Origin of the sequence: Halapricum salinum, assembly GCF_004799665.1 — an archaeon.
GTDB lineage: Archaea > Halobacteriota > Halobacteria > Halobacteriales > Haloarculaceae > Halapricum > Halapricum salinum.
In genome coordinates this window covers 127102-149846 of sequence record NZ_CP031310.1, presented here as the reverse complement: position 1 = coordinate 149846, position 22745 = coordinate 127102, and the positions used below count along the sequence as shown (strand labels likewise).

Here is a 22745-nt window from a genome sequence, read left to right as displayed (position 1 = left end):
ATGTCGGACATCAGAATCTACGGCTCCCAGGGTCAGCCCCTCGACAGCGAGACGGACTCGCCCGATCAGCGCATCAAGGACTTCTTCTTCGACGGCGTCCGACTGGCGATCCAGGACCGCGGCACGGAGGTCGAGGCCACGGTCTTCTTCCGGGCGCGAGAATCGGAAGCCAGCCGCTCGGAACAGTATTACGCCGTCTACCGGGCGAACTCGATCCGGGATATCGGACGCGGGTTCCACGCCGACCTGGTCGACCTGGTCGAAGGGAAATACGGGATGGAGCTGGTGACTTCGACCGACGACACGACGATCTTTCAGTTGCTGGTCGAGAACGAACAGGGCCGAACGCCGACGAACACCCGCGACCTCGACGACCTGAAGACTCTCCTCCGGGACAGTCAGTCGAGTTCCCTTGGGGGCTCATCTGAGAGCACGCTCGGGATCAAAGACGAAGCGACCACGACGGGCGTGCAAGCGCCCCAACCGCTGAAGGTCGGCGTTGGATCGTATCGGCTCGCATTCGGCGTGTTACTCGAAGTGACCGCCGACGCCGGGTCGGTCGTGATCGCCGAGAACGCCGACAGTTCGCGGCTCTCGGACTTCACCATCGTGATCGAGGAGGGGCCGTACAACGGCGTCACGCTGCTCGGAGAGACCGAGCAAGCAGTCCAGAACCTCCGGGAGCGCCGGCGGCAACGTCGCCAGCCCGCGGGGGCAGTCGCGTCGGATCCCGGGTTGCTGGACCGACACGGAACGAAGGTGTACGGTATCGCCGGCGTATTCGGCATACTGGCGCTCACAGTGCTCGCCCTGTACGGCTCTGCGCTGGCCGGGATGCCGATCGTCGATGGGTTGCCACTCATGGGCGGTGGTGACGACGGCGGTGACGACGCTTCGGCCCCTGAAGTCGAGCTTCAGGTCGATAATTCGTTGTATCAGAACAATCGACTCAGCTTCAGTCTTTCGGCGAACGATTCGCTACCCCAGCGAGCAATCGTCGGGGCGAGACTTTCCAACCAGACCAGACACTGGAGCAATGAGTGGACCGTCACAGACGGTAGCTACACACTCACGTTCGACAACGCGACGCTCGACGCCAACTCCACGTACAGACTCAGCGTGAACGTCTCCTACGACAACCGAACGCTGTCGACTGAGACGGCGGTGACTCCCGGAAACCAGTCCACGTCCACGCCCACACCCTCGTCGCTCGATCAGGTGACCATCGAAAACGCTGGCTACGACTCCGACAACAACGACATCACCTTCGATCTTCGAAACGTGGACGCTTCGCTCGCCGGAAACACGAGCATGAACGTCACGCGGACCACACCGTCTGGGAGTTCGGTAGATGTGCGGTCAGATGTCTCGATCGGGGGTAACGTGACGGAGTCCTTCCCCGACACGATCTCAGAAGCGGGGGAGCACACGCTGCGGGTCGCCCTCACACACGACGGGGAGAGTCGAACGATAACCAAGTCCTTCAATGTCCCCGAAGCGGCCCTCTCGGTCGGGCTTCAGTTCCGACAGGCGCCGTCCTACGACCCGGCGACGCGGCAGGTGACGTTCACTCTGGGAAACGAGAGTACGATCCCAGAGAACGCGACGCTGACGTCGAATATCACTGACGTCCCACTGACGAATCACGATTCGAGCCGTATCGGATCGGCGATGAACGTCACCATCGGGGACGGCCTCGATCCGGGGAACTACACGCTCGACGTGACGTTGGCGTCTGCGACAGAAGAGTCGATCAACGAGACGTTCGCCGTGACTACCAGACCGCTCTCGGTCGAATCCCCGTCGCCACCGACGTATGACCCGCCGACCAGAAACGTCAGTTTCACTCTCCAGTCGATCGGCGGGTCGGTTCCGGCCGACGCGAACGTCACGGTGGATGTTATGGAGGGAGATTCGGTGAGAGTTAGCCGGACCTATTCGTTCGGCGCGATCGAGGGTGAATCACAGCAACTCGATCCCGGTATTCTCGAAGCCGGTCAATACGGTCTCGAAGTGCTGGTCGAAGATCCGACGTTCGACGCCGAGAACGAGACGACAGTCCCGTTCAACGTCTCGGACGTCTACCTCGGGTTTAGCGACGAACCTTCGCACAACGAGACGACCGGCAAGGTGACGTTCGGTCTGACAAACGAGATGCACAACAGGAAGCCGCTACCTGAAGAAGCCACGATGAACGTCTCGGTCCTGAACGAATCCGGGGTGGAGGTGTTCCGCGATTCCTCCGACGTCACGAACGGGAAGTACCCGAAACGGATTGATCCCGAGATCACCGATGGCCACTACGACCTCATGGTAACGCTCATCCACGGCGACCAGACATACACCGTCAACGGCTCGTTCGTCAACCGGAAGACCGACCTGGCGTTCGCCGATGGGCCCGACTACAACGCGACGGCCAAGCAGGTGACGTTCAACATGACGAACGCTGCCGACGGGTTCGATCTCCCCGAGGAGACGACGATGAATGTCCTAGTCAGCGACGATGACAGTCAGAAAGTGTCTGAGGACATCCCGGTCACCGATGGCAATTACACCGCCTCGATCGACGAGGTCGACCTCGAAAAAGGGACGTATAACCTGTCTGTGGTGATCGATGGCGACGGCCAAGGCTATTCGGTGGAACAGTCGTTCGTCTATCGAAATGTCTCGCTGAAATTCAGCGAGGGTCCCGAGTACAACGCGACGAGCGGTGAAGTGGCGTTCAACATGACGAACGCAGCCGCCGGGTTCGACCTCCCCGAGGAGACGACGATGGTGGTCGAGTGGTTAGAGGACGACTTCCCCACCGGTGACTCCACGGTGGTGAACGTCACCGATGGAGCCTACAACCGCTCGATCGCCTTCGACGAAGACAACGGAACCTACACCGCCAACGTTACGATCGAGGCCAACGGCAAGCACTACTCGGAGGAGAAGCCGTTCGTCAAGCGAAACGTCTCGTTGAACGTCAGCTACGGGCCGACGTACGACGAGTCGGCAGGCGAGTTACGCCTCAACCTGACCAACGACGCCGAGAACTTCAGCCTCCCCCAGACCAACAGGATGGCGGTGTCGGTCACTAACACGTCGGGTCCCGTCAACGCGACGACGCTGAACGTCACGAACGGGAACTACAACCGCTCGTTCCCGGTCACTCTCGACGACAGCAACTACACCGTCTCGGTGACGATCCAGCGCCACAGCGCGCCGGTCACTGTCTCCGTGGATCTGACTGTCGGGGCTGATGAAGCCGACCAGCAGAACGTCGCCCGGCAGTTCGTCGCGAGAGCGCGAGCCACCTAGCCCGAACTCATAGTGATTACTCTCAGAAACTGTTCTTCAGCTTCTCGAAGAAGCCCTGTTCGACGTCGATCTCCTCGCCGCCGGCCTCCGCGAACGCCTCCAGCGCCTCGCGCTGTTCGCTGTTGAGGCTATCGGGCGTGTAGATCTGGACCGTCACGAAGAGGTCGCCGTGGCCGCGCCGACGGAGTCGGGGCATGCCCTTGCCCTCCAGCCGGAAGGTCTCGCCGCTCTGGGTTCCGGCCGGGACCTCGAACTCGACGTCGCCGTCCAGCGTCTCCACTTCGATCGTGTCGCCGAAGACCGCCTGGGGGAACGAGACCGCCTCACGCAGGCGAAGATCGTCGCCCTCGCGCTCGAAGGTGTCGTGCTCGCGGATCGCGATATCCACCAGCAGGTCGCCGTTGGGACCGCCGTTCTCACCAGGCGCGCCCTCGCCGTCCATTCGGAGGGTCTGTCCGTCTCGGATCCCCGCAGGTACTTCCACGGTCAGCGTCGCCTCGTTACGGACGATTCCCTCGCCGCGGCAGGTCGAACACGTCTCCTCGTAGAGGGTCCCCTCACCGCCACAGCGGCGGCAGGTCGTCGTCTGCTGGACGCGCCCCATGGGGGTTTGCTGGACCTGTGTGACCTGCCCGCGCCCGTCACACTCCGGGCACGTCTGGCTGTCCGAGCCCGGCGGGTGACCGCTGCCGTCGCAGTCCCCACAGCGTTCGGGCCGCCTGATGGTCAGCTGCTTCTCGACGCCCTCGTAGGCGTCTTCGAGATCGACCTCCAGACGGGTTTTCAGGTCCTGACCCTGTTGTGGGCGATTACCGTCGCGGCCGCCGCGGCCGCCCCCGCCGAAGAACTGGTCGAAGATGTCTTGCATGTTGAACCCGCCGCCACCGCCGAAGGGGTCGCCGCCCATACCGCCGCGACCGCCAGCGCCGCCCTGGCCGTCGAAGCCGCCGTGTTTCTCGGCCTGCTCGAAGCGCTCGTGCCCCATCTGGTCGTAGGCCTGGCGTTTCTCCTCGTCCGTCAGGACCTCCTTTGCCTTCTTTGCTTTCTTGAATTTCTCCTCGGCGTTCGGATCGTCACTGACGTCTGGGTGATACTCTCTGGCCTTCTCCCGGTAGGCCTCCTGGATCTCGTCGGCGTCGGCGTCACGGGAGACCCCCAGAATGTCGTAGAAGTCCTCGCTCATTGGTTATTGGGCGGTACTCGATTGAGACACTTGAAAAGCCCGGGTCCGACTTCGAACCGCGCCGCTGGCACTACAGGTCGGAGATGCGCAGATTGTCGAAGCGGACGTCGAGTTTCGACCCCCACGCGCCACCCCAGACGTTGGCGTTGAGCTGGACGACGACATCGCGGTCGGCCCACGACAGGCTCGGTTGATAGCTCGTTTTCTGCTCGTCGACTGCGAAGGTGAGGCCCTCTTCACTGACGGTGATCGAGAGTTCGTGCCACTCCTCGTTCGACAGTCGAGCGCCGAACGACGACTGAGCGATCCGATCGCCGTTCTCGTCTTTCTCCTCGAAACTGACGCCGCCGTAGTAGTCGATGTCGAACAGGCTGACTTCGGCGTCGGTGTTCGCGTCGAGCAGGCGGAGTCGACAGCCGCCCTCGTCGACGTCGTCGGCGACCTTGTAGAGGTCGACAGCGTGCTTCCCCGCCCCAGCGAACGACTCCGTGGTCGTGACTTTTGCGCTGGTACTCGTTCCAGGTGTCGACGCCATCCCGAGCGACTGCGAACCGTCGCTGGCGAGGTCGGAGGTGATCGAGACGCTCGCGTTCTGCTGACTGTCGTCGTTCATTGTCCCGGGCACCCCGTTGGCCTCGAAGGACTCGCTGAACAACGCCCCACCACTGGACCCGTCGTCCGAACCGCCGCCGAGCATCGAACACCCGGCCAGTCCTGCAATCGATACTCCACCCACGACGCGGAGCGCGTCACGTCGATCCATTCCCATTCGTACTCGTCGCGTTCGTTTTCGAAGCTGGTTGATAAATCCATCTGTTTTCGGTTGTCAGTCGAATCACAAAAACGCGCTTCAGGGAACGCATTTAGTGGCGTGGCACCACTCCACATACATGTCCGTCGACGATAGCTACGTCCCAGTCGCCGATCTGGCCGACCTCCGCGAGGAGGGCCGACTGCTCGCCAGCCCCCAGAATCGCCACGTTGCGCTGTTTCACCACGGGGACGAGGTCTACGCCGTCGACAACCGCTGTCCGCACATGGGCTTTCCACTCACGGAGGGCACAGTCGAAGACGGCATTCTCACGTGTCACTGGCACCACGCGCGGTTCGAACTGGCCTGCGGGGACACCTTCGACATCTGGGCCGACGACGTCCAGACCTTTCCGACTGCCATCGAGGACGGCCAGGTGTACGTCGACCCCGATCCCGAACCCGACGTCCCCCCGGAGACACACTGGCGCAACCGACTGGTCGACGGCATGCAGGAGAACCTCTCGCTGGTGACCGCCAAGGCTGTCATCCACCTCGACGACCTCGGTGAGGGATTCCAGACGCCGCTCGACACGGCCGTCTCGTTCGGGACGACCTACCGCGACGCGGGGTGGGGCCGCGGGCTCACGACGCTGGGCGCGATGGCGAACCTCTACGACCACCTCGACCGCGTCGACCGCCAGCGCGCGATGTACGTCGGAATCGGCGAAGTCGCCGACAACTGTTCCGGTGAACCGCCGCGGTTCGATCAGTACGCGCTCGGCAACCAGGACCTCTCGAAAGACCGCCTCAAGTCGTGGTTCCGCGAGACCTGCGAGGTCCGGGACGAAGATGGTGCCGAGCGCTGTCTCCGGACGGCCGCTGCGACGCTCCCTCCCGAAGCGGTCGCCGAGATCGTCGTCGCCGCCGCGACCGACCACCTCTACATGAATTCGAGCCATACCCTGGATTTCTGGAACAAGGCCTTCGAGACGCTGGAACACGTCGGCTGGTCGGAAGCGCCCGACGTCCTCGCGTCGGTCGTCCCGCAACTCACCGATGGCTCACGCGCCGAGGAGACCTCCTCCTGGAGACAGCCGATCGACGTCGCTCAGCTGGTCTTCGACGCCCACGAGCGACTGGACGGCCTCGTCGCGGCTGGCGAGGGCACCGAGTGGACGCGGCCGGACGACTTTGTCGACGTCCTCCTCGGGGACGACCCGCACGCGATCGTCGACGCGTTGACTGACGCGATCAAAGCGGGCGCGACCGCTCCCCAACTCACCGACGCGGTTGCCGACGCCGCGACCCGGCGAGTCGCACAGTTCGCGACCAGCAACGAGTTCGGCGACTGGAACACCGTCCACCACACCTACACGTACGCCAACGCAGCCCAAAAGTTCGCGCTGCGGACCGACGCCGTCGAGGCCTACCGACCCGCGTTCGACGGCGCGGTGTCGGTCTATCTCGATCGTTTCCTGAACCAGCCAGCCGCACCGATTCCCGATGGTGGTCCAGACAGCGACCCCGAAGCCGTCCGTGAGGCGCTCCTGGAGACGTTCGACCAACAGGGTCGCGTGAACGAGGCCGGGTCGCTCGTCGCCGACCACTTCGCTTCGGGCGGGGACGTCGACGCGCTGATCCAGACGCTCGGCGAGGGACTGCTCCGGGAAGACGCGGGCTTTCACACGCTCCAGAGTCTGGAAGTCGCCATCGAGCGCGCCGAGCGGGCCGACGCACGGGAAGAACAGCGACTCCCGTTGCTGGCGACCGCACGCTACATGGCCGCGCACTTCCCGACCCGGCGCGAGCGCGAACAGACGTTCTCGATCGCCCGCCGACTGTTCGAGGGTGAATCGATCCACGAGGGCGATAGTAGCCATTAAAAATCACTGCACACACGATCGCACGACAACAGCGCGATCGGTGTGGAATCGTTTCAATTGTCACGATAGGCCAAACGTCTTTCACCGCTCCTGTCGATGTCTGTGCCATGCCGACACCCGAGTACGAGGAACTCGATGTGACCGTTACGGACGCGGTCTGTCACGTCCAGATGGACACCGACGCCCCGTTCAACGCGTTCACGCCGAAGATGGTCGAGGAGTTACTGGAGGTGGCGATCCGCTGTAACGACGAGTGGCCCGTCCGCGCGATCGCGCTCACCGGATCGGAGAACGGCTTCTGTGCCGGCGCGGACGTCCGAACGTTCCAGGGCGACGACCCGACACAACTCCGCCGCGTTGCGGGCGTTCTCCACGAGGCGATCCGCGAACTCCACGCGGCCGGCGTGCCGATCGTCACTGGTGTCAACGCCGTCGCCGCCGGGGCCGGCTTCGGGATCGCGATCCACGGGGACATCGTCCTCGTCTCCGAGGACGCCCGCCTCGAATTCGCCTATCAACGACTCGGTCTCGCGGCCGACGGCGGGACCACGTGGATACTCCCGCGGCTGGTCGGCCTCCGGAAGGCAATGGAGATCGTCCTGCTCGACGAGCCGATCGGTCCCGAGGAAGCCGTCGACCTCGGCCTCGCCAGTGAGGTCGTCCCTGCCGACGACCTGGAGACGCGACTCGACGAGATGGCTCACAGACTCGCTTCGGGGCCAACCGCCGCGTTCGCCGACACGCGACGACTGTTGCTGCAGAGTTTTCACAACAGCTTGCCCGAGCAGCTCTCGGCAGAAGAGGAGGCGATGGCCCGCGCGGTCGAGACCGATGACTTCACGCGCGGCGTGACGGCCTTTTTCGAGAAGGGCGAGCCGGATTTCCAGGGCGAGTGAGTTACTCGCCGAGCTGGTGGGTGAAGAAGGCACTCCCGACACTCGCGACCGCGCCGAGGACGCCGATCACGATCGAGTTGATCAGGAGTGCGCCGTACCGTAGCGACGCCTCGCTCACCGTTTCGCTTTGCCTGGCTGCTTCCGGGACGGTCTCCCAGCCCTGTATCGCCAGGAACGCCGACAGGAAGACGAACAGGAACGCACCGACCAGGGCACCGCCGCCAGCTGTGAGGAGCACCTCACTCGTCTCACCGGAGACGCGGACGGCGACGAGAGCGCCCACGAGTCCAGACACTACGATTGCGAGTAGTTGCAGATAGCCCGGCCAGTACGACGACGAGAATGTGGCGCCCGCCCCTCCTACGACGAACCGTACGAGGCTCTGCTGTTGCTGTGCAGCCTCTCGTTGCTCGGCCTGATCGCGCTGCTCAGACGGGACGTCCTCGAATCGATTGTCGTACCGGTCGATCGCCTCCTCGCTCCCGTAGAGTGCGTGGGTGTCACCGACGAAGCCGAACAACAGCGGTACCAGTCCGATCGCGACGCCGACGACCGCGATAGCGACGGCCACTTTCCCGGCGTTTACCAACGCGTCGCTCCCGCCACCGCGTGACGGTCGGCGTCCACCTCTCGGCCCTCCGCCGGGCGGCCCCTGCGGTGGCTGCTGTTGTGGCGGTTGCTGTTGGGGTGGTTGTTGTGGGGGTTGCTGTGGCGGCTGTTGCTGGCCTTGTCCCTGTGTCTGTTGGGACGATCCTTGTGGTTGGTTCGGTGGTTGGTTTGCCATGAGTTTCACCGCTGGCCCCGAGAGCCAGCTTGTCGGAAGGCGCACGGTCCAGTGACATGTAAGTTCGGGTCAGTTGTCAGACTCTATAGGATGGACGTCTCCCCCGTGGAACGTAGTTCTCGAGACTTCTTCCAACTGAGTCGACTTACTCGTCCAACAGAATCGCGAGCGTTTCGTAGGTCCCGACGACCATCGCGGGGACGACGATCATGAAGATGTGTTCCTCGATCGGAACCCCGAGCAGCTCGACGCCCGTTCGGAGAGGAATCTCGAAGACGCCGACTTCGAGGGTGTACCAGTCCCAGACGAGCGCGAAGGGGTAGAGCACGAGGATCGTCCGGGCGGCCTCGCGGTAGACGCCTGCGTAGGCGATCAGCGCGAGCGCGACCGTCCCCCAGAGCAGTTCCGTGACGAGGTACGTGTACTGGCCGAAGACGGTGATGTCGGGGAGCACGACCGCAGTTAGGCCGATGGCACAATAAACGGTGGTGGGTTCTCCCACGAACGAACGGGAAATAGGACGAAGTTTGATTATCCCAGGCGACGAACTTTCGGTGATACGATGGATATTGCCGATATTGCTACCAGCGAGTACGTCGAAGTCGACGTCGACGAACGTCTCGGGAAAGTTCGATCGATCTTCGAGCGGGAGAATCCGAAGGGGATCATCGTCACCGAAGACGGCGAGTACACTGGGGTCGTCACCCAGAAACAGCTGGTACAGTCGCACGTCGAAGACAAGACCAAGGTCGGCGGAATGGCTCAGAACGCGCCCAGGATCGAACGAACCGCGGACGTCCGTGAGACCGCCCGCGTCCTCGTCGAGAGTGGAATCAAGGTGGCGCCCGTCTTCGAGGCCGGCGACCTCTGGGGTGTCATCACCGACGACGACATCCTCGAAGCAGTGCTGGACAACCTCGACGCCCTCACTGTGGAGCAAATCTACACCGAGGACGTCATCTCGATCGCCCAGGATGCCCAGGTGGGCCAGGCGATCAACAAACTCCGGGAGAACGGCATCTCCCGTCTCCCCGTGATCGACGAGGACGGGCATCTCTCGGGGATGGTCACTCGTCACGACATCGTCGACGTGGTCGTCCGGGACATGGACAAGTCCACTCGCGGCGAACGCGCGGGTGACATCGACCGGATCCTCGATCTGCCGATCTACGACATCATGAACAGCCCGGTCGAGACCACCACGTTCTCGGCCTCCGTCGAAGACGCCGTCCGGACGATGCTCGAACACGACTACGCCGGGCTGGTCGTCACGCCCTCCGAAGACGACTCGCTGGTCGCCGGAATCATCACCAAGACGGACGTCTTGCGTGCGCTTACCTTCACGGAAGAGGAGCACATGGACGTCCAGATCACGAACATCAACCTGCTGGATACGATCTCCCGGCAGGACATCCGGATCGACATCGAGGAGGTCGCCGACAAGTACCGTGAGATGCAGGTCCAGCACGCCCACGTCCGCTTCCACGAGCACAAAGAGAAGCTTCGCGGGACGCCCCTGATCCAGTGTCAGATCCGCCTGCGCACCAACAAGGGCCAGATGGCCGGGTCCGGCGAAGGCTACGGCGCGGAGACGGCGTTCAACGTCGCACTCGATAAGCTCCAGCGGAACGTCCTCGAACGGAAAGGCGTCGAGAGCGACGAGGAGTACCAGGGCCAGCTCCTCCGGAAACTGGGCGAACTGTAAGGCTCCGATTTCGCACTGCTGATTTTCAAACTGGATGCCGAACGACGAGGTAGCAAGTGGTTTGACCCCGGCCCCCGAGGGATCGCACATGGACGCAGACGTCTCTCAGTCGACGGTCGGCGGGTCGGTCCAGGCTCCGCCGTCGAAGAGCTACACGCATCGTGCGATCCTCGCCGCCGGCTACGCGGACGGTGCGACCGTCACCGACCCGCTCGTGAGCGCCGACACGAAAGCGACGATGCGCGCCGTCGCGGCCTACGGCGGCGCGGTCGAGCGACACGAGGACTCTCTCGACGTCGAGGGATTCGACGGACGACCCGACATCCCCGAGGACGTCATCGACTGTGCCAACAGCGGGACGACGATGCGACTCGTCACTGCGACCGCTGGCCTCGGTGACGGACTCACCGTTCTCACTGGCGACAACTCCCTTCGCTCCCGACCACAGGGGCCACTGCTGGACGCACTTTCGCAGCTCGACGGCCGTGCCGAGAGCACCCGCGCCAACGGCCAGGCCCCGCTGGTCGTCGGTGGCCCAATCGACGGCGGCAGCGTCTCGATCCCCGGCGACGTCTCCTCGCAGTACATCACCGCACTACTGATGGCAGGCGCAATCACCGACGACGGGATCGAGATCGATCTCGAAACCGAACTCAAATCCGCGCCCTATGTGGACATCACGATCGAGGTACTGGAGGCGTTCGGCGTCGACGCCCACACGACGGAGTCGGGCTTTTCGGTCGCGGGCGGCCAGTCCTACGATCCCGAGGGCGGCGAGTACACCGTCCCCGGAGACTTCTCGTCGATCTCCTACCTGCTGGCGATGGGTGCGCTGGCCGCACCTGATGGACTGACCGTCACGGGCGCGTACCCCAGCGCGCAGGGCGACTCGGCTATCGTCGACGTCCTGCAAGAGATGGGCGCGGACCTCACGTGGGATCGCGACGCCGGCGAGATTCACGTCTCCAGATCGGGCCTCACGGGGATCGAGGTTAGCGTGGCCGACACGCCTGACCTGTTGCCGACGATCACCGTCCTCGGGGCGGTCGCCGACGGGACGACGACGATCACCGACGCCGAACACGTCCGCTACAAGGAGACCGATCGGGTCAGCGCGATGGCCGAGGAACTCACTGCCATGGGTGCGAGCGTCGAGGAAGAACACGACACGCTCACGATTCACGGTGGCGAGAGCACGCTCTCGGGGGCGACTGTCGATGGCCGTGCAGACCACCGGATCGTCATGTCACTATCCGTTGCGGGGCTGGTCGCCGAGGGAGCGACTACCGTCGAGGGGATCGAACACGTCGACGTCTCGTTCCCGGATTTCTTCGACGTCCTAGTCGGACTCGGTGCGTCCGTCTCCCGGGAGTGACTGGCTCTCGGGGCGACCGCTGAATCTGTTTTCGACGTGTCTGAGGGCGCTGACTGCCGCGACCGCGAGAACGAACTGCCAGACGTACGTCGCCAACATGTGTGAATAATTGCCGTACTGAATAATAAATAGTGCTAAATATTGCTGATAGGTCTGCCGACCGATCGCGAAATCGAGGACTGTATGCGCAGGCGTGACGGCGAGAAGAAGAGTCGAACCGCTAGTGTTCGGGCTCTTCGGCAGGCGCGACCATGTCGTCGATGGTCAGAATGAGGCTGTTGGCAGTGTCGTCTTTGCCGCTGAGCGTGCCGACAATCTGGAGTTTCGACAGCGGCGTCGGCCCGACAGTGATCGTATCGCCCTCTTTGAATCCCGAGATCGAGCCCTGGAGTTTGATCTCCGCACGGCAGTTTTCGGGGTGATGGACGCTCGTGAGGTCGATCTCCTCGACGTTGGCCTCTTCGACGCGCTCGCCGTTGTGAAACAGTGGTACCTCGGCGGCGTGCTCCATCTCCTGGATCTGGAGGGCGTCGTAGGCGTTGGCGGTCGGCTTGTACCCACCTTTCGGTCCCGGTACGCCCTCGACGAGCTGGAGCGCCTTCAGACTCTGCATCTGGTTGCGAATCGTCCCCGGATTGCGGTCGACTTTATCGGCGATATCTTCGCCTTTGACTGCACTCTCGCTCTCGCGGTAGAGATTGACCAATTCCTGCAGGATGTTTTGCTGACTCGGCGTCAGTTCGATCGATGACATTAGTGGTTTTTCGTGATAATGTTCCATAAAGCTCCCGGTGGCAAGATATTAAATTGACAGGAAGAGCCTTCCTTCGTGGGGAATGTGAGTCGGCGGCCGAAGACGAAATGACTAACCGGATCGGCCGTGGGAGTGCTGATATGCACGGCAAGCGCGTACTCGTCACGGGTGGCGCGGGATTCATCGGGTCGAACCTCGCGAACCACCTCGCGGCGGACAACGACGTGATCGTCGTCGACAACTGCTATCTCGGCACGCCCGAGAATCTCGTCGACGAGGTCGACTTTCGAGAACAGACGGTCGTCGGGACGGACCTGCCGACCGACGTGGACGTCGTCTTTCACCTCGCGGCGCTCTCATCCTACGCCATGCACGAGGACGACCCCCAGCAGGGCGCACGGGTCAACGTCGAGGGGTTCGTCAACACCGTCGAACAGGCCCGCGAGGACGGCTGTGACACGGTCGTCTACGCCACGACCTCGTCGATCTACGGCAGCCGGACCGAACCCTCTCCCGAGGACATGCCCGTCGCGGTCAACACCGGCTACGAGGCCTCGAAGCTCGCACGCGAGCGCTACGCGGAGTACTTCTCGAACCACTACGACATGTCGGTGGCCGGCCTGCGGTACTTCTCGGTCTATCAGGGATACGGCGGTGCAGAGGAGCACAAGGGCAACTACGCCAACGTGATCGCGCAGTTCGCCGACGACATCGCCAACGGCGACTCGCCGAAACTGTACGGCGACGGCGCGCAGACCCGTGACTTCACCCACGTCGACGACATCGTCCGCGGGACGGTCCTGGCGGCCGAACACGAACTCGACGGTATCTACAACGTCGGTACTGGCGAGCGCTACTCCTTCAATACGGTCGTCGAGATGCTCAACGACGAACTCGGGACAGACGTCGCCCCAGAGTACGTCGAGAACCCCATCCCCGAGTCGGTGTACGTCCACGACACCTGTGCCGACGCCTCGAAGCTCACCGAGGCGACCGGCTGGGAACCCGAGATCGACTTCGAGGCGGGGATCGAACGCGTCTGTGCACAGTACTAATCTACGTCGTCCGGATCGATCGCTCCAGCCGTAACGATCTGTCCGTCCTCGCCGACGTCACTCCGGCCCACGTCGAGAATATCGAAGCGAGCGCCACCGTCGGCACTCTCTCCGACGTCGAGCGTCCAGCCGTGAGCGTCGACGATCTCGTTGACGATCGCGAGCCCGAAGCCGGTCCCATCTGCAGCTCTCGTGTATCCCGCGTCGAGGACACGGTCGCGTTCTTCCTCCGGGATCCCCGGACCGTCGTCCGTGACTGCGAAGCCACGTCTGGGATCTTCCTCTGGATGTTGGGGCCAGGGGCGACTGATCGGCTCGACTCGAATCGTTACGGGCCCGTCGTCGCTCGCGTGTTCGAGTGCGTTTCGAAAGAGGTTCTCCAGGAGTCGCTGGAGCTGGTTTGGATCGCAGGTGATCGTCCCCAGGTCGTCGTCGACGTCGAGCGTTCCCCGCTCGTCACCGACGGTCCCCCAGGCCTGGGTGACGACCTTCGACAGCGATACCGTCTCGGCTTCGGCGACCGTCTGGCCGTATTTTGCGAGCGTGAGCACGTCGTCGATCATCTCGTCCATCCGGGCGTGTGCGTTCTCGACGCGGTCGAGATGGTCGCAGTCACAGACTTCCTGGGCGAGCGTGAGTGCAGATCGAGCGACCTGCAGGGGATTGCGGAGGTCGTGACTCACTAACTCCGAAAACGCCTCCAGACGTTCGTTCTGTCGCCGGAGTTCCTGTTCACGTCGTTTCCAGCGGGTGATGTCCCGGGTCACGCCGATTAAGCCGACGATGTCACCGTCCGCGTCGTGCCAGGGGACTTTGGAGGTGAGGTTCCACTGGTCCAGTCGTGCCAGGTACTCCTCTTTGTCGACGATGGCTTCGTCCTCGTCGATGACCCACATGTCCTCCTCGAACGCGCGCCATGCGTGATCCGACGCGACGAGTCCGATCTCCGTGTCGGCTTTGTCGAGAAATTCGTCCATCTCATCGCCGAAGTACGCCGTACTGATGTACCGGTGGCGACCGTTGCGGTCTTTGACGTAGAGGTGTGCCGGCAGCGCGTCGAGAATCTCGTCGAACAACTGGCTCTTGTGGTAGAGTTCCCGGAGTTGGTTGCGATCGACACTGCCGTCGAGGAGATCGTCCAGGCGCTGTTCGGTGACGTTGGGATACTGAATCGCGCTATCGCTCTCGTCGAAGTCGAAAGCGTCGCGGCGGCGGTCGCGTTCGATCAGCCGTCCCTCGACGTGCTCGGCCAGCGCAGCGATATCCTTCGTGCCGGATCCCGTAACGGCGGTCCACCTCTCGCTCATCTCTGGTTCGTCGGACCCGTAGTAGACGATCGGCAGAACGGGATGGGACTCCCGGACGTTCTCGACGAACGCCGCGGAGTCGCCGTCGAGTACGACGATCAGACAGTCGATGTCGGGCCAGGCCAGTCGATCGCTGGCTTCGACGGTGTCTCCATACCGCTCGACGGTGAATGATGTTCGCGCATCTTCGAGCGTCGTTCCGAGTCGACGTGCGCGCTCGTCAGTGTCCGCGACGAGCAGTAGCGTTCGGTCGTCGCCCCCCGACATGAATCGTGTTGCAACTCACGGCCGATCCCATTAACTGTTGGCGTCTCGACCACCGCCGATCGTGACAGCCTATTTATCCCGACCCGTGCAACGCCGCATATGGACCGACCGATCACCGTCCTCGGCGTGCCGATGGACCTCGGAGCCGACCGCCGCGGTGTCGACATGGGCCCCTCGGCGATCCGCTATGCCGGATTGGCCGACGAACTCGAGAGCCTCGGATTCGACTGTGTCGACGGCGGCGACCTGCGGGTCCCCCGTCCCGAAGAACGTGACCCCGACGCCGAGGAACCGGCCGGCGGTCGGGCGAAGTACCTCGGGGAGACACGCGACGTCTGCACGCGCCTGGCGACACGCGTCGGCGACGTTCTGGGACGGGGATCGTTCCCGCTGGTGCTCGGCGGCGACCACTCCATCGCGATCGGGACCGTCGGCGGTGTCGCTCGAACCCGCGAGACGGGGCTGATCTGGTTCGACGCCCACGGCGACTTCAACACGCCCGAGACTTCCCCGAGCGGCAACGTTCACGGGATGCCACTGGCCGCGATCCTCGGCACGGGCCCGTTCGCCGCCAGCGAGTGGGCGACCGCACCGACTGTCCCCGAAGAGAACGTCGTCCTCGTCGGTCTGCGTGACGTCGATCCCACCGAACGGCCCGCCATCGTCGACAGCGACGTGACCACGTTCACCATGACTGACATCGACCACCGCGGGATCACCGACGTCGTCGAATCCGCCATCGCGGTCGCGACCGACGGCGTCGACCACCTCCACGTCAGTCTCGACCTGGACTGGCTCGATCCCTCCGAGGCCCCCGGCGTCGGTACACCCGTCCGCGGCGGCGTCTCCTATCGCGAGGCTCACGCCGCGATGGAACGGGTCGCCGCCCCGGAGGTCCCGCTGACCAGCATGGAACTCGTCGAGGTCAATCCTATTCTGGACGAGCACAACCGCACCGCGGAACTGGCCGTCGAGATGGCCGCGAGCGCGCTCGGCAAGCGCGTCCTCTGATAGCCCTGAAAGCCCTCGCAGCCGACTGGCGTCGGCTGCTCGCCCTTTTCATGTCCACCAGGCCCGGACGACCACCGTCGGCGATTGCCGACGGGGTATAGAGGCAACGCCAGCGCTTTCTGTAGTCGCGCGCGGAGTGCGCGCGACTATCCCTCTTTCCTCCCCGGCACGCGGGATGAAACCCGCGCGCTGGCTTCCTGACCGCACCGCTGTGGCCGGGAGTGAGTGCCGCGGCGATCGCCGCGGCCGAACCGACTCGGGGAAGGGCAGGCCGAATCACTAGCATACGGCGACTCCGTCGCCGTTTCCCCGGAATCGCCCAATAAGGCGATTCCGGCCTTTTTCCCCAAGTTTTTCCGCCGCAGGGTTCCCGCAGCGAGCGTCGTGGCGCTCGCGAGGAAACCCGAGGCGGAAAAAGTGGTTATTCGTCTTCGTAGACCCAGACGGCGTCGGCGCGCTCGTAGTCGACGAGTTCCTCGTCGTCGAAGAACAGGTCGATCTCGCGCTCGTTTGCGCCCTCGTCCTCGTGGTCGGACCCGTGGATCACGTTGTGGCCCAGATCCAGTCCGAGGTCACCGCGGATGGTGCCGGGCTGGGCGTCGGCCGGGTCGGTCTCGCCCATCATCTGGCGGACCTGGCGGGTGGCGTCTGCGCCTTCCCAGACCATCGCCATCACGGGGCCGGAAGTGATGAACTCGACCAGGCCCTCGAAGAAGGGCTTGCCCTCGTGCTCGCCGTAGTGCTCGTGGGCGAGTTCCTCGTCGATCTGCATGAACTTCGCGCCGACCAGCTTCAGGCCGCGCTCTTCGAGCCGCTGGATAATTTCGCCGATCAGCCCGCGCTGGACGGCGTCCGGTTTCGCCATTACGAACGTGCGCTCGTCGTGGTGACTCATGGATGAAAGTAGGGGTGTCGCTCAGGCCTCGGCCTCTTCGGCCTCGGTGTCTTCGTCTGCGTCCTCGCTGGATTCGGCCTCGTCCGCTGCGTCCTCGTCGGCAGCCTCGGAGTCGGCCTCCGTGTCGCCGTCGACGGGTTCGTCCTCGTCGTCGGCGTCCGCAGCCTCGGATTCGGCAGCTTCGAGATCGGGTGCGGCCTCGGAGTCGTCTTCGGCTTCTTCGTCGTCCGCTTCGGCGGCTGCTTCTTCGGCCTCGCGCTCGGCGGCGGCCGTCTCCTGGCGGTCGCTCTCGCGGCCGGCGTCGGTCCAGTTGAGGTCGCGGGCTTCACGACCCAGCTCGGCGTTCTTCTCGCACTTGGCCGAGCAGTAGTGGATCGTCGAGCCGTTGGTTCGGACGAGCATCGTGCCCGTGCCGGCTTCGATGTCGCTTCCGCAGTAGTCACACTCGCGTGTCTGTGGCATCTTACTGGCCTCCGATTGCGTCGGCTTCGCGGGCGGTCTCGCGGAGCTGGAGCACGTCACCTTCCCGGACCGGGCCCAGGACGTTCCGCGTGATGATGCGGCCCTGGTTCCCGCCTTCGCGGATGCGGCACTTGACCTGCATGGCCTCGCCGTGCATCCCCGTCCGGCCGACGACCTCGATGACCTCGGCGGCGGTGGATCCGCTGTCTTCGGATTCCTCAGCACTCATCAGCGGTCACCTCACCGAAGCTCCTCGAGCTTGTCGGCGATGTCCTCGACGTCGTCGCTGGCGTCGCCCGAATCGACGATGGCGGCAGCAGCGCTGCCGACTTCGAGGCCCGCTGCCTCACCGAGGTCGTCCTGCTGGGCGACGAAGACGAACGGAACGTCCTTCTCGTCGGCCAGCTCGGGGAGGTGCATGACGATCTCCTCGGGCTGGACGTCCTCGGCGATGAAGATCAGCTGGGCGGAGCCGCGCTCGACGGCTTTGGTCGTCTCGTTGGTACCTTTCTTGACGGATCCTGTGTCCCGCGCGACCTCGAGCGCCTCGAGGGCGTCGTCTTCGAGATCGGCAGGGACGTCGAAATCGACGTATACTGGCATGGTATTGGTCTCCTCCTGCACGTGGGCTCGCGCTCCCCCGCCGTTTCGGAGCCGGTCCCCGGCGACGCCGAGTCCGGCGCCACTGTAATCCTAGAGGCTAGGAGCATCATCAACCCCGCGCAGGCTGTATCCTGTATTGAACTTGCCGTACCTAAAAGCGCTTTCGAAGCGTCTATGGTGTGAGAGGGGAGGACACGCTGCGAGAAGTTCGGGAGAGACGGCAACCTCTTTGGCTCGTCTCTCCGAACCCCCGCCCGATGGGTGCCGATAGCGAGTCCCCGACAGTCCGCGACCAGTTTCGGCAGTTCTTCGCGCTCGAACGGGACGTACTCGTTCTCTCGCTAGCGATGTTCGCGTTCAGTCTTGGCTTCCAGATGACCGGCCGTTACCTCCCGGAGTACATGACTGCGCTCGGGGCGTCGGGATTCGTGATCGGCCTGTTCGGCACCGTCGGGAACGTCATCTCGGCGCTTTACCCTTACCCCGGCGGCGCGATCTCGGATCGACTGGGCTCGCGATACGCGCTGACGGTGTTCGGTCTCGTCTCGACGCTCGGGTTCGCGATCTGGCTCGTCGCGCCGAACATCGGCACGATCACTCTCGGCGGCGTCGTCGTCGAACCGTGGCTCTGGATATTCGTCGGGTTGGTGTTCGCCCAGGCGTGGAAATCGTTCGGCCTCGGCGCGACGTTCGCGGTCGTCAAACAGGCCACCGATCCGTCTCGCCTCGCCTCGGGATTCGCAAGTACCGAGACCTTCCGTCGGATCGCCTTTCTTGTCGGTCCCGTCCTGGCGGCTGTCCTCATCGGTTTGCACTCCGATTTCACGGTGAGTTTTCAGTATGTGCTCGCGGTCGGCTTGGCGGTGGGGCTGCTCGGAACGGTCGTCCAGCACGTCCTCTACGACGCCAGCGAGGATTCGTTCGGGGACTCCTTCGATGGGATCGACCAGATCCGTCGTGACCTCCGGGAGATGCCGACCGAGTTGCGGCCGCTGCTCGTCGCCGATACGCTGGTCCGGTTCGCCAACGGGATGGTCTACGTCTTTTTCGTCCTGGTCGTCACCCAGTTCTATGCGGTCGGCTTCGACGCCTCGGGATCACTCGCCGGTTTCGGCTACGATGTCTCGCTCTCGCCGGCGGCCTTCTTCGGCTACCTGCTCGGCGTCGAGATGCTGGTCGCCCTGCTCACGATGGTCCCGGCAGCCCGAATCGCCGAGCGCGTCGGCCTCAAGCCCGTGGTCGCGCTCGGGTTCGCCGTCTACGGAATCTTCCCTGTCGTCCTCATCGCTGGCCCGGACGCACTCTCGTCAGTCGTGCCGCTCCAGTGGGCGATGGTGGTCATCTTCGCGTTCTCGGGGCTCCGATTCGCGGGCTTGCCCTCGCACAAGGCGCTGATCGTCGGGCCGGCCGAACAGGGCGCCGGCGGCCGCGTCACGGGGACGTACTACCTCTTGCGAAACACAGTCGTGATTCCGAGTGCGGCCCTCGGTGGGTATCTCTGGGACTTCGTCAGCCCGGAAGCCGCGTTCACGCTCGCCGCCGTCGTCGGGCTCGTCGGGACGGGCTACTTCCTCGTTTTCGGAAAAGAGTTCGACGCGTACGCGTGAGCCTACGTGACCCGCGCGCACCGCGTTCTGCCCTCAGTTCGCCGTCGAGACGATCTTGATCACGTCACCCTCTTCTAACTCGGTCTCGTCGCTGATCCGCATCTCCTTGCGGGCGTCGACGGCGTGAAGATAGCCGTCGCCGATGTCGGAGTGGACGGCGTAGGCCAGATCAGTCGGCGTCGAACTCTCGGGGAGGAGAAACGCGTCTGGGAGGACGTTGCCCTGGCCGTCGGTCCAGTGGGTCTCGTTCTGGACGGGATAGACGGTGATGTGCTCCAGCAGGTCGTAGACCGCGTAGTCGAGTGCGTCCTGGATCCCGGTGCCGCCCCACTCGGCCATCACGTCGCGGATCTTCTCTAACCCCTGTTGTTGCTGGTCGCTGAGGTCGCCGACGATCTCGAAGTCCGCGTCGCCGGGATCGTACTCGATGACGCCCGCCTCGGCGGCCTTCCGGAGGGCGAGTTCGCCGTCGGCGGTGGCCGGGATCACGGTGTCTGCGGCCTCGCGAAGCCGCCGGAGGTTCTCTTCGGGCGCGATGTCGGCCTTGTTGGCCACCACGACGATCGGTTTGGTTCGCTCACGGATGTCCCGCGCCAGCGCCTCGCGATCCTCGTCGGTCCACTGAATCGGATCGTCGGGATAGTCGATCTCGCGAAGCGCGCGAGAGACGTCGAGTTCGCTCGCGCCGACGCCACTCAGGAGGTCGACGAGCGTCTCGTCGAGGTCGAAATCGGGTGAGCGGGACGCGCGTTCGACAGACTCCCAGTTGCGCTCGACGATGCTCGCCAGCCAGAGGTCCATCTCCCGCTCGATGAAGTCCAGGTCATCGACGGGGTCGTGCTCGCCGATCTCGACGGGTTCGCCCTCCGCGTTGGTCGCGCCCGCCGCGTCGACGACGTGCAGGACGACGTCGGCGTTCGACAGTTCGTCCAGAAACTGATTACCCAGCCCTTTGCCTTCGTGGGCACCGGGGACGAGTCCGGCGACGTCCAGCAGTTCGACGGGGACGTACCGTTTCCCGTCGTGGCAGTGTTCGTCACCACAGCGTTCCTCGCGGTCGAGACACGGACACTCCGTGCGGACGTGCGTGACCCCCCGATTGGCGTCGATCGTCGTAAAGGGATAGTTGCCCACGTCGACCTCGGCCATCGTCGCCGCCTGATAGAAGGTGGACTTACCGGCGTTTGGCTTGCCGGCAAGTGCGATCGAGAGCATGTGTCACTGTGCGGTATCGGGGTCAAAGCCGTTTTCGATCACACGCTCAGGTGTCTGTCAGGACGCCGGGTCGGGCTGCTCGCCGTCGTCTTCGACGGCCGTCACAGGTCGCTCCCTCTGCTCGTCGCTCTCGTCTGGCTCTTCGGAGTCGCCCTTCTCGACGGCGTCGCTCTCGGGTGGCTCTGTGTCGGTTGTCTCGTCCTCGTTCGCCTCGCCAGCCTCGTCGTGTTCGGAACCCTCGCTCTCAGCGCTCTCGCCTTCCATCTCGGCGGCCATCTCGGCCATCGCCTCGGCGTCCTCGTCGGGGTCGTCGAGCACGTCGTCGGTGTGGAGTTGGATCTCGCCGCTGGCGCGGATCGTCCCGTCGACGGTCGCGTTCTCGTGGAGCCGGACGTTCTCGGCGCGGACGTCGCCCCAGATCTTGACACCGGGGCCGATCTCGACGTCGCCGTTTCGGGTCGTGACATTGCCTTTGACGTCGCTCCCGCGGCCGACGACGATGTCGCCCTTTGCCCGGAGACTGCCGAAGATCACGTTGTCGCGGCCGACGGTCACGTCCTCGGCGCGGATGTTGCCGTGGATTCGGCAGTCGTCGCCCATCCGGGCCGGCGTGGAGACGCGCCAGGCGTCGTCGCTGACGGTCGCCCCGCGCGGGATGACGACAGGCTCGTCCTCGCTGTCTTCGTCGAGCAACGTCGAGAGGGCGTTCTCGGCGGCTTCTTCCTCGCCGATCCGAAGGAGCTGGCCGAGGTAGACGAACAGGAAGACGATCGTCGGCATCGGATTCCGAATGACGATCCAGCCGTTTGCCTCGAACCCTTCCTCGATATCGACGTCGTCGCCGATGTCGATGTCGCCCGCGACCTTCAACTGGCCGCCGACGTGGACGCGCTCGCCGAGGTAGGCGTCTTCACCCACGAGCACGTTGTCGGCGACGTCACACCACATGTCCAGCCGGCAGTCGCCCTCGGCCTCGATGTGGCCGCCGAAGCGGACGCGCTCGCCGGCGATCACGTTCCGCCCGCGGACCCCGAACTCGACGGTGGACTGGCCGCCGACCAGCACGTCCCCGTCGGTCACGAGATCGTGTTCCTCGACGGTCGTGCCGTCTGGAATTGTCAGTTCGTCCAGCGGGTCCGAGCGGAACAGCACGTTCGTGTTACCTCCGTGAACCGTATTAAAGCCATAGCCCGCGTCTGCCACTCGTCAGCCGTACGTCTGACGCGTTTCGAAGGGCTGTCATTCCAGACCGAGTTCGTTTTGAGGATACACCGAGTAGTCGGCATATGACGGTTCTCTCGTTCGACGAACAGGGCGTGGACGTGATCTACGAGGGTCACGAGTTCCGCCTGGAGAAGTCGCTCATCGAAGACGCAATTGAGAAGCCCTATCCCGACGTGACCGATCACGAAGTACTCAAGATCGTCGAGGAGAGCCCGAGTCTTTCGGGCGAACCCCAGCGGATCGGCGAAGTGCTCGATTGATCAGAATGCGCCGTACAACAGGTACGGGACGACGAACAGCCCGAGCAGGATGATCGTGAGGACGACGGCGTAGCCGACGATCGTACCCGCGAGCGCTCGCCAGGCCGGATGGTCGAACTGCTCGCGTGATGCAGGCACCATATGTCGACCTCTCCCGCCGATGCCTTAGCCGTTTGGACGGGACACGTCCAGTCGTCTGGATT

General features: G+C 63.9%; 22 protein-coding genes. 9 read left to right on the top strand and 13 right to left on the bottom strand.

Annotation, left to right across the window (positions count from 1 at the left end; all coding sequences use genetic code 11):
* Positions 1-3303, top strand: coding sequence for a hypothetical protein (locus DV733_RS00795; protein ID WP_049993294.1), 3303 nt, complete (start codon positions 1-3; stop codon positions 3301-3303).
* A gap of 22 nt (positions 3304-3325) precedes the next feature.
* Here the strand turns inward: DV733_RS00795 and dnaJ are convergent, their stop codons facing one another.
* Together dnaJ and DV733_RS00785 are read right to left on the bottom strand one after the other, a co-directional pair.
* A complete protein-coding gene (gene dnaJ, locus DV733_RS00790; protein ID WP_049993293.1) occupies positions 3326-4486 on the bottom strand; it encodes a molecular chaperone DnaJ in 1161 nt (386 codons plus the stop codon).
* A 70-nt stretch (positions 4487-4556) separates the two neighbouring features.
* Positions 4557-5249 (bottom strand): hypothetical protein, encoded by a 693-nt coding sequence (locus tag DV733_RS00785; RefSeq protein WP_170178674.1) that lies wholly within the window; start codon positions 5247-5249, stop codon positions 4557-4559.
* A gap of 127 nt (positions 5250-5376) precedes the next feature.
* Here DV733_RS00785 and DV733_RS00780 point away from each other — a divergent pair, with 127 nt between their 5' ends.
* Positions 5377-7122: a Rieske (2Fe-2S) protein gene (locus DV733_RS00780; protein ID WP_049993291.1), complete on the top strand. Its 1746-nt coding sequence runs from the start codon at positions 5377-5379 to the stop codon at positions 7120-7122.
* 107 nt (positions 7123-7229) lie between these two features.
* On the top strand, positions 7230-8018 hold the full coding sequence (locus DV733_RS00775) for an enoyl-CoA hydratase/isomerase family protein (protein WP_049993290.1): 789 nt from the start codon (positions 7230-7232) through the stop codon (positions 8016-8018).
* Position 8019: 1 nt separating this feature from the next.
* On the opposite strand, the gene DV733_RS16995 is transcribed toward DV733_RS00775, so the two are convergent.
* Together DV733_RS16995 and DV733_RS00765 are read right to left on the bottom strand one after the other, a co-directional pair.
* Complete coding sequence (locus tag DV733_RS16995) at positions 8020-8607, bottom strand: hypothetical protein (protein ID WP_154019517.1); 588 nt, start codon at positions 8605-8607, stop codon at positions 8020-8022.
* 340 nt (positions 8608-8947) lie between these two features.
* Positions 8948-9256, bottom strand: coding sequence for a lycopene cyclase domain-containing protein (locus DV733_RS00765; RefSeq protein ID WP_049993288.1), 309 nt, complete (start codon positions 9254-9256; stop codon positions 8948-8950).
* 108 nt (positions 9257-9364) lie between these two features.
* Here DV733_RS00765 and DV733_RS00760 point away from each other — a divergent pair, with 108 nt between their 5' ends.
* Both DV733_RS00760 and aroA read left to right on the top strand, forming a co-directional pair.
* Positions 9365-10507 (top strand): CBS domain-containing protein, encoded by a 1143-nt coding sequence (locus DV733_RS00760; protein ID WP_049993287.1) that lies wholly within the window; start codon positions 9365-9367, stop codon positions 10505-10507.
* 88 nt (positions 10508-10595) lie between these two features.
* The gene (gene aroA / locus DV733_RS00755; protein WP_049993286.1) at positions 10596-11882 is read left to right on the top strand and encodes a 3-phosphoshikimate 1-carboxyvinyltransferase; all 1287 of its coding nucleotides are present in this window, start codon (positions 10596-10598) and stop codon (positions 11880-11882) included.
* A gap of 220 nt (positions 11883-12102) precedes the next feature.
* Here the strand turns inward: aroA and DV733_RS00750 are convergent, their stop codons facing one another.
* Complete coding sequence (locus DV733_RS00750) at positions 12103-12636, bottom strand: HTH domain-containing protein (protein WP_049993285.1); 534 nt, start codon at positions 12634-12636, stop codon at positions 12103-12105.
* Between the two features lie 140 nt (positions 12637-12776).
* Between DV733_RS00750 and DV733_RS00745 the strand changes: the two genes are divergently transcribed.
* Positions 12777-13691 (top strand): NAD-dependent epimerase/dehydratase family protein, encoded by a 915-nt coding sequence (locus DV733_RS00745; protein ID WP_049993284.1) that lies wholly within the window; start codon positions 12777-12779, stop codon positions 13689-13691.
* Here DV733_RS00745 and DV733_RS00740 read toward each other — a convergent pair.
* The gene (locus tag DV733_RS00740; protein ID WP_049993283.1) at positions 13688-15265 is read right to left on the bottom strand and encodes a receiver/sensor box histidine kinase; all 1578 of its coding nucleotides are present in this window, start codon (positions 15263-15265) and stop codon (positions 13688-13690) included. The genes DV733_RS00745 and DV733_RS00740 overlap by 4 nt on opposite strands.
* A 99-nt stretch (positions 15266-15364) precedes the next feature.
* Here DV733_RS00740 and rocF point away from each other — a divergent pair, with 99 nt between their 5' ends.
* A complete protein-coding gene (gene rocF, locus DV733_RS00735) occupies positions 15365-16276 on the top strand; it encodes an arginase (RefSeq protein ID WP_049993282.1) in 912 nt (303 codons plus the stop codon).
* A 421-nt stretch (positions 16277-16697) separates the two neighbouring features.
* On the opposite strand, the gene ndk is transcribed toward rocF, so the two are convergent.
* Genes ndk through rpl7ae form a run of 4 tightly spaced genes read right to left on the bottom strand, consistent with a single transcriptional unit; the run spans position 16698 to position 18236 of the window.
* A complete protein-coding gene (gene ndk, locus DV733_RS00730; protein WP_049993281.1) occupies positions 16698-17171 on the bottom strand; it encodes a nucleoside-diphosphate kinase in 474 nt (157 codons plus the stop codon).
* 21 nt (positions 17172-17192) lie between these two features.
* The gene (locus DV733_RS00725) at positions 17193-17633 is read right to left on the bottom strand and encodes a 50S ribosomal protein L24e (RefSeq protein WP_049993280.1); all 441 of its coding nucleotides are present in this window, start codon (positions 17631-17633) and stop codon (positions 17193-17195) included.
* Between the two features lies 1 nt (position 17634).
* Positions 17635-17862, bottom strand: a complete 228-nt coding sequence (locus tag DV733_RS00720) for a 30S ribosomal protein S28e (protein WP_049993279.1) — start codon at positions 17860-17862, stop codon at positions 17635-17637.
* 11 nt (positions 17863-17873) lie between these two features.
* Positions 17874-18236 (bottom strand): 50S ribosomal protein L7Ae, encoded by a 363-nt coding sequence (gene rpl7ae / locus DV733_RS00715; protein ID WP_049994297.1) that lies wholly within the window; start codon positions 18234-18236, stop codon positions 17874-17876.
* A gap of 257 nt (positions 18237-18493) precedes the next feature.
* Here rpl7ae and DV733_RS00710 point away from each other — a divergent pair, with 257 nt between their 5' ends.
* Complete coding sequence (locus tag DV733_RS00710) at positions 18494-19843, top strand: MFS transporter (RefSeq protein WP_049993278.1); 1350 nt, start codon at positions 18494-18496, stop codon at positions 19841-19843.
* Between the two features lie 33 nt (positions 19844-19876).
* On the opposite strand, the gene DV733_RS00705 is transcribed toward DV733_RS00710, so the two are convergent.
* Both DV733_RS00705 and DV733_RS00700 read right to left on the bottom strand, forming a co-directional pair.
* On the bottom strand, positions 19877-21058 hold the full coding sequence (locus tag DV733_RS00705) for a redox-regulated ATPase YchF (protein ID WP_049993277.1): 1182 nt from the start codon (positions 21056-21058) through the stop codon (positions 19877-19879).
* Between the two features lie 57 nt (positions 21059-21115).
* Positions 21116-22210, bottom strand: a complete 1095-nt coding sequence (locus DV733_RS00700; RefSeq protein ID WP_136342254.1) for a polymer-forming cytoskeletal protein — start codon at positions 22208-22210, stop codon at positions 21116-21118.
* A 134-nt stretch (positions 22211-22344) separates the two neighbouring features.
* Between DV733_RS00700 and DV733_RS00695 the strand changes: the two genes are divergently transcribed.
* Positions 22345-22542, top strand: coding sequence for a DUF5800 family protein (locus DV733_RS00695; protein WP_049993276.1), 198 nt, complete (start codon positions 22345-22347; stop codon positions 22540-22542).
* On the opposite strand, the gene DV733_RS17210 is transcribed toward DV733_RS00695, so the two are convergent.
* Positions 22543-22683, bottom strand: coding sequence for a hypothetical protein (locus tag DV733_RS17210; protein ID WP_170178678.1), 141 nt, complete (start codon positions 22681-22683; stop codon positions 22543-22545).
* Positions 22684-22745 lie beyond the last annotated feature (62 nt).